This is a genomic window from Clostridiales bacterium, from assembly GCA_017961515.1.
Lineage (GTDB): Bacteria > Bacillota > Clostridia > Acetivibrionales > RGIG10202 > RGIG10202.
The window spans coordinates 121,240-128,062 of the sequence record JAGCXC010000046.1 but is presented as its reverse complement, the minus strand read 5'-3'; the positions used below and the strand labels follow the sequence as shown (position 1 = coordinate 128,062).

Annotated in this window: 4 protein-coding genes; all 4 read right to left on the bottom strand. The window is 32.8% G+C overall.

From position 1 onward, the window contains the following. Nucleotides 1-129, bottom strand: a 129-nt coding sequence (locus tag J6Y29_03485) for a hypothetical protein (protein MBP5426941.1), incomplete at its 3' end; no start/stop codon positions are given. Nucleotides 130-252: 123 nt separating this feature from the next. After that, complete coding sequence (locus J6Y29_03480; protein MBP5426940.1) at nucleotides 253-1,386, bottom strand: ankyrin repeat domain-containing protein; 1,134 nt, start codon at nucleotides 1,384-1,386, stop codon at nucleotides 253-255. Between the two features lie 257 nt (nucleotides 1,387-1,643). Continuing rightward, on the bottom strand, nucleotides 1,644-5,855 hold the full coding sequence (locus J6Y29_03475; protein MBP5426939.1) for a 2-hydroxyacyl-CoA dehydratase: 4,212 nt from the start codon (nucleotides 5,853-5,855) through the stop codon (nucleotides 1,644-1,646). A gap of 100 nt (nucleotides 5,856-5,955) precedes the next feature. Then, nucleotides 5,956-6,633 (bottom strand): hypothetical protein, encoded by a 678-nt coding sequence (locus tag J6Y29_03470; protein ID MBP5426938.1) that lies wholly within the window; start codon nucleotides 6,631-6,633, stop codon nucleotides 5,956-5,958. Between the last annotated feature and the right edge of the window lie 190 nt (nucleotides 6,634-6,823).

Below are 6,823 nucleotides of genomic sequence, written 5' to 3'. Positions count from 1 at the left end.
ATTCAAAAATTTATTTGCTATTTTTAAATCTGAAACCCCCCCATCTAATAATGTTTCAGTATAGCCTTTTATTGATGTAAGTGGTGTTCTTAACTCATGCGATACATTTGCCACAAAATCCTTTCGCATATTATCCAATCTTTGTTGCTTCGTGTTATCACAAATAACAAATATTATTCCTTCATTAAAATTTAGCAAATAATTAGTATGCCATATTTTAAAGACATCTACTATGAAAAAGACTCATCCTAGTCATATATTCATAGCCTCTACTTCAAAAATTTTATTTGGTTTATTAACTTTTTCTAATCTTTTTTTGTCTTGATTCCTTTTAGAATTTTCCTTGCCTTTATCTATGAATTGTGACACAGTCTTCATTTTACCAGCCTTTATCATATACATAAACGGTGTAATTCCACCGCTTTCTTGGGTAATATCGGCCCCCTTTTCAACTAATTCTATAGCAAATTCATCATCTCCTGCTTCACACGCGTACATCAATGGGGTTTTACCAAGATTATCTACTGTATTGACATTGGCTCCTCTTTCAATTAATCCCTCAGCAATTTTTCTTTCCCCCATCTTACATGCACTTATCAATAACATATCCAAATTATCAAGATCTGTCTGACTATCCGCTCTTTTTCTAATTAATGGCTTAATATCATCTGCCGCATCACCTTCTACTCCTTTGTTGGTTAACGTCCTAGCAATCTCACTCTTCCCAGTTCGACATGCATGCATCAATAATTCATTTTTATCCTCTTCTTTAATATTGACTCCTTCTTTAAATAATAGCTCAATATCTCTTGCCTCAACACCGACTCCTTTTTCAATTAATACTTTAACAATATCTATTCTTCCAGCTTTACATGCATATACTACTGGAGTATCCCCAGCCTCATCTTTTGCCTCAATATCGGCTCCTTTTTCAATTAATAAATCAACAATTTCTATTCTTCCAGTTCGACATGCATACATCAATAATTCATTTTTATCCTTTGCTTTAATATTGGCTCCTTCTTTAAATAATAGCTCAATATCTTTTGCCTTAACGTCAACTCCTCTTTCAATTAATACCTTAACAATATCTATTCTTCCAGCTTCACATGCACACACCAATAACGTATTTCCAGCCTTATCTTTTGCCTCAATATCAGCTCCTGCTAAAACTAATCTTTTTATAACCCCCCACATTTTCCATCTGTAAGCCTGCTCCAAAGCACTTTTTCCAAACACATACTTTAAATTAACAAATGCTCCTTTCTCAATTAGTTCTATTGCCTTTTGTTCTTTCTTCCTCTTACAAGCATAAATAAGCCTATAACCATCTAGTATATGTTTTAACTTAGCATATACACTTGTAAATTTAATTATCCTTCTCATACCTAAATCACCCTTCTATATTTTTTTCGACAACAATGTCATGCTACACATAGCATCGTTATGTGTATTTATATATATAATATACCAATATATCCTCAAAGTCAACTATTTTTTTTATATTTATGTATTGTAAGGAAAGATTTAATAAAAAATATATGCTTTCGAGAGCTATAATTCCCCTTCGCAAGCATATATTTTTCAGTGTATTTTTAATTTTACAACTTCTCTTAAATTTTTTAATGTATTTTCAATTTTTCCTAAGATATATTATCTTTTGCAACAGTCATCAAAAGCTTTAATCTATTAACCTGATTAGTTTCACTAGCACCAGGGTCATAATCTACAGCCACTATATTAGCATCAGGGTACATATCCCTCATTGTTTTTATTACTCCCTTACCTACAACGTGGTTAGGTAAACACGCAAATGGTTGTACACACACTACATTAGGTATATCATTTTCCATATACTCTATCATCTCTGCCGTTAAAAACCATCCTTCTCCACTCTGGTTACCAGTAGATAATACCTTTTTCACATTTCTTGCCAAATGCCATATATCACACGTTGGAAGATATCCTTTTTGAGAATGAGCAATCGCATTTCTCACATCTTTCTCAAATATATCTATAATTTTTATTGCTGACTTACTAAGTAGCGCTTGCACAATATTTCTATTAAACATCTTATGTGCAAAATACGAATCAGTTGCCATAAATTTTATAAAACCCATAAAATCTGGCATAACAACTTCTGCGCCCTCTTGTTCTAACATATCTATTATATTATTGTTACCAAAAGGATGATACTTTATAAGTATTTCTCCTACTATGCCTACCTTAGGCTTAACTATATTTTCAACCCACTCTATTCTTTCAAAATCATCTACTATTTCGTATATACTCCTTGAGATACTTTTCCTATTACCAGTAATAGTCAAATCTATTGCCTTTTTCATCCACACATCAAATATCTTTTTACTCTCTCCTTTGTTTTTCTCATACACTCTATTTTTATAAAGCATTCTCTGCAGTAAATCTGCATATATCATCCCTACTAAAAGTTTTTTTGCCAACTTTATTCCTAATTTAAACCCACTATTTTTTTCAAGTTGTTTTGCACTAAATGATATAACAGGTACATTCTCAAAACCCGCATCTTTTAAGGCTTTTCTTATAAAACCTATGTAATTGGTTGCTCTACATCCTCCTCCAGTTTGAGACATCAAAAGTGCTATCTTATTTTTATCATACTCTCCACTTTCCAAAGCCTCAATAAACTGTCCTGTCGTTATAATAGATGGATAACATGCATCGTTATTTACATACTTTAATCCTTTCTCAATTGTCTTAGCTGTACAGTCTTTTAATAACTTTACCTTATACCCTGCACTTTGCAATATCGGCTCTAAAAACTCAAAATGTATTGGTGCCATTTGCGGTATAAGTATTGTATAATCACTTTTCATTTCTTTTGTAAATTTTTTTCTACTATTAGCATAATCACCTACACTTAAATCTTTTATTCTTTTTTTCATACTTGCTATAAGAGATCTAAGACGTATCTTTACCGCACCTAAATTATTTACTTCATCAATCTTTATTAATGTGTACATTTTCCCAAAGCTTTCTAATATTTCTTCTACCTGATCTGTAGTAACAGCATCAACCCCACAACCAAATGAGTTCATCTGTACCAACTCCAAATCATCTCTTTTTGCAACAAAATCTGCCGCAGCGTACAACCTTGAATGAAACATCCATTGATCCACCACACGCAATGGTCGTTTTGGCAAAGACTTATTAGATACACTATCTTCTGTTAATACACAAAGGCCTAAACTTGTTATTAATGTATCAATGCCGTGATTTATCTCGCGATCCACATGATATGGTCTTCCTGCCAATACGATACCACCAATATCATTCTTTTTCATATAATCTAGCGCTTCTTGTCCTTTATTATGAATATCTTTCCTACATTGCTGATACTCTAGCTCGGCTTTGTCAATTGCCTTCCTTATATTTTCAGTTTTTAAATCATACTCACTAAATTCTTCCTTAATTCTACTAACCAATTGTCTTTTATTAAACGGCAAAAATGGATTAATAAACCGGATATCTAAAAGCTCGGGAACATTATTTTTTATCACTTCCGAATACGATATCACTATAGGGCAATTGTATTTGTTATTGGCATCTTCGAACTCTTTTCTAGAATACGTCACGCATGGATAAAATATAGTTGTTACACCCTTTTGTATAAGGTCCATTATATGCCCATGTACAAGCTTTGCAGGATAACATACTGACTCCGATGGCATAGACTCTATTCCTTTCTCATATGTTTTCCTGGTACTTTCATCAGACAAAATAACCCTAAAACCTAAATTAGTAAACAGAGTAAACCAAAACGGATAATCTTCGTACATATTCAAAACACGTGGAATCCCTATCTCTCCATAAGGTGCGTCTTCTTTTTTTAGTGGCTTATAATTAAATATTCTCTCTTGTTTATATTTAACAAGATTAGGCAACTTAACTTTTTTCTCTACTATGCCCTCTCCCTTTTCACACCTATTCCCAGATATATACTTATACCCATTGCTAAATTGATTTACTGTCAACTGACAACGATTCTCACAACCATTGCATCTTATATATGATAATTTTATTTCAAGTTTATCTAATTGCGGCATAGTAAGCATAGTCGATTTTTTACTCTGTCCACACTGTTGTTTTGCCAAAACCGCCATTCCATACGCACCCATAAGTCCTGCTATATCAGGTCTTATAACATTCTTTTTTGTAACTTTTTCAAAAGCCCTTAGCACTGCATCATTATAAAAAGTTCCCCCTTGAACCACTATATAATCTCCTAAACTACTTGTATCGCGTATCTTCATCACTTTTTGAATTGCATTCTTCACCACAGAATATGATAACCCCGCAGAAATATCACCTACAAGATAACCTTCTTTTTGAGCTTGCTTTATTTTTGAGTTCATAAACACTGTACATCTAGAACCTAGATCCACTGGATTTTTTGACTCTATTGCGCTATTTTTAAACTCGTCTATACCAATACCTAAACTTTTTGCAAATGTCTCTATAAAAGATCCACACCCTGAAGAACAAGCTTCATTCAACATTATATTCCTTATAAATCCATTTTTTATACTGATATATTTCATATCTTGCCCACCAATATCTACTATGCTTGTAACTCTTGGCTCAAATATCTTTGCCGCCGTATAATGTGCAACAGTTTCTACTTCGCCAAAATCTATCCCCAGCGCAGTTTTTATTAAACCTTCTCCGTACCCTGTAACACCGCTATATTTTATATTAATGCTTTGGGGCATCTTTTCATACAAATCCTTCAACATATCTATTATGCTCTTTAGCGGCTTACCTTCATTACTTTTATAGGATTTGTACAATATACTGCCCTTATCATCAATTAAGACAAGTTTAGATGTGGTTGACCCCGCATCTATCCCCAAAAAAGCATCTCCTGTATAGTCTTTTATATCTCTTTTGTCTATATTTGACACTGCATGTCTTTTTTTGAAAGCACCATATTCCTCTTTATTCTCAAATAATGGCCCTATCACATTTGATGTTTTATCGTAACTTAATCTAAGTTTTGCTATTTTCCTTTTTAGTACACTTACATCAACTATTTCTTTTGTCATTGCATGAAGAGTCGCTCCCTTTGCTACAAATAAATGAGCATCATCCGGTACTATTGTCTCATCCTGCGTTAATTTTAGGGTATCCATAAATCTTTCTCTCAAACTAGATAAATAATTTAATGGCCCTCCCAAAAAAGCTACATTACCCTTTATAGGTCTTCCACACGCAAGACCAGATATTGTTTGATTTACTACTGCTTGAAATATTGAAATTGCGATATCCTCCCTCGCAACTCCTTCATTTAAAAGTGGTTGTATGTCTGTCTTTGCAAAAACACCGCACCTAGACGCAATCGGATAAATTCTTTTATACGACCGAGATAATTCATCCAAACCTGCTGTATCAGTGTCCAATAAAAGAGCCATTTGATCTAAAAATGCACCTGTCCCTCCCGCACAAGTACCATTCATTCTCTGTTCTATAGATTTACCAAAGTATATTATCTTTGCATCTTCTCCGCCTAATTCTATTATTACATCAGTCTTAGGTATATACCTTTCTACCGCGTTCTTACACGCTATTACCTCCTGTATAAATGGCACACCTAGTTTGGTTGCAATGCCTATCGCACCAGACCCAGTTAAAGCAATCCCTAGTTCTCTATCACCAAATTCATTTAAAACTTCTTCCAATAAATTACATACTGTGTTCTTTGTATCTGAAAAATGTCTCTTATATAGCGTCTTAAGGACATTTGAACTCTCATCCATTATAACAACCTTGACCGTAGTAGATCCTACATCTAACCCTATATACATCTTGCCAGACATATAATTACCCCTTTCAACTCTAGAAAACTTAATTTAAGTCTTATTTTATCATACTTTAATCATTTAGGGAACAACAAAAAGATTGTTATTTATTATTTTTTCACACTGTGTCGACATCATATTCCTTGCAAATTTTAACATACATATCGTTTTTTCTGTTCATGGAATAAATTCTCCTACACTCCCTCTCTACTGCAACAAAATTATATTTATCTCCATAGTTTGCAAATACATAACACTCGTCTCCATGTATTATTGCCTTCTCTATGTATTTTAAATTTGTATTATAAAAATTCATTGCTAATTTCTTTGCTAAAATCTCTTGATTAAAATCAAGCTCATAAGCTTCTCCTGTTATATACTCTGGATTTTCTGTTATCCTTACAAGATTTTCATCCCTATCCCAATACATTTTATTATTAACCGCACTCTGTAATGCCTCTAAGGGAATATATATTCTTTTGCCAACAAATTGTGTACATGTATCTAGATATTCCTCCCTATCGTTTATTACCACTCTGTTATCATCAACAAAAAATTTAGCATATCCAAACCCTCTACGTATTGTTATATCCTGTCCTTGTTCTATATCGTATTTTTCACTTTTGTATACACTTCTCAACGGGATAAGTACATTCCCATTATCAACCAAAACCCCTTGTTCTAAATTCACCAAGTCACCATTTACCTCTATACGTATACTACTGGCAAATGCGTTTATATTTAGAGTAAACATAATAACTACAATAACTCCTATAGTTTTTAAAATACTTTTCATGTTTTCAACTCCCTTCACTTACAAAGCACGCATTTATTTCTATATATTGTAATCTACAACTATATTATACCAGCATCGTTTCGTTTATGTCAATAATTTTCTCTATAATAAAAAAAATATCTCTTAAAATTTCTAAGAGATATTTTATCAACCTTTTCTAAAAAAGCTTCTAATCTTATGTAAACATAAC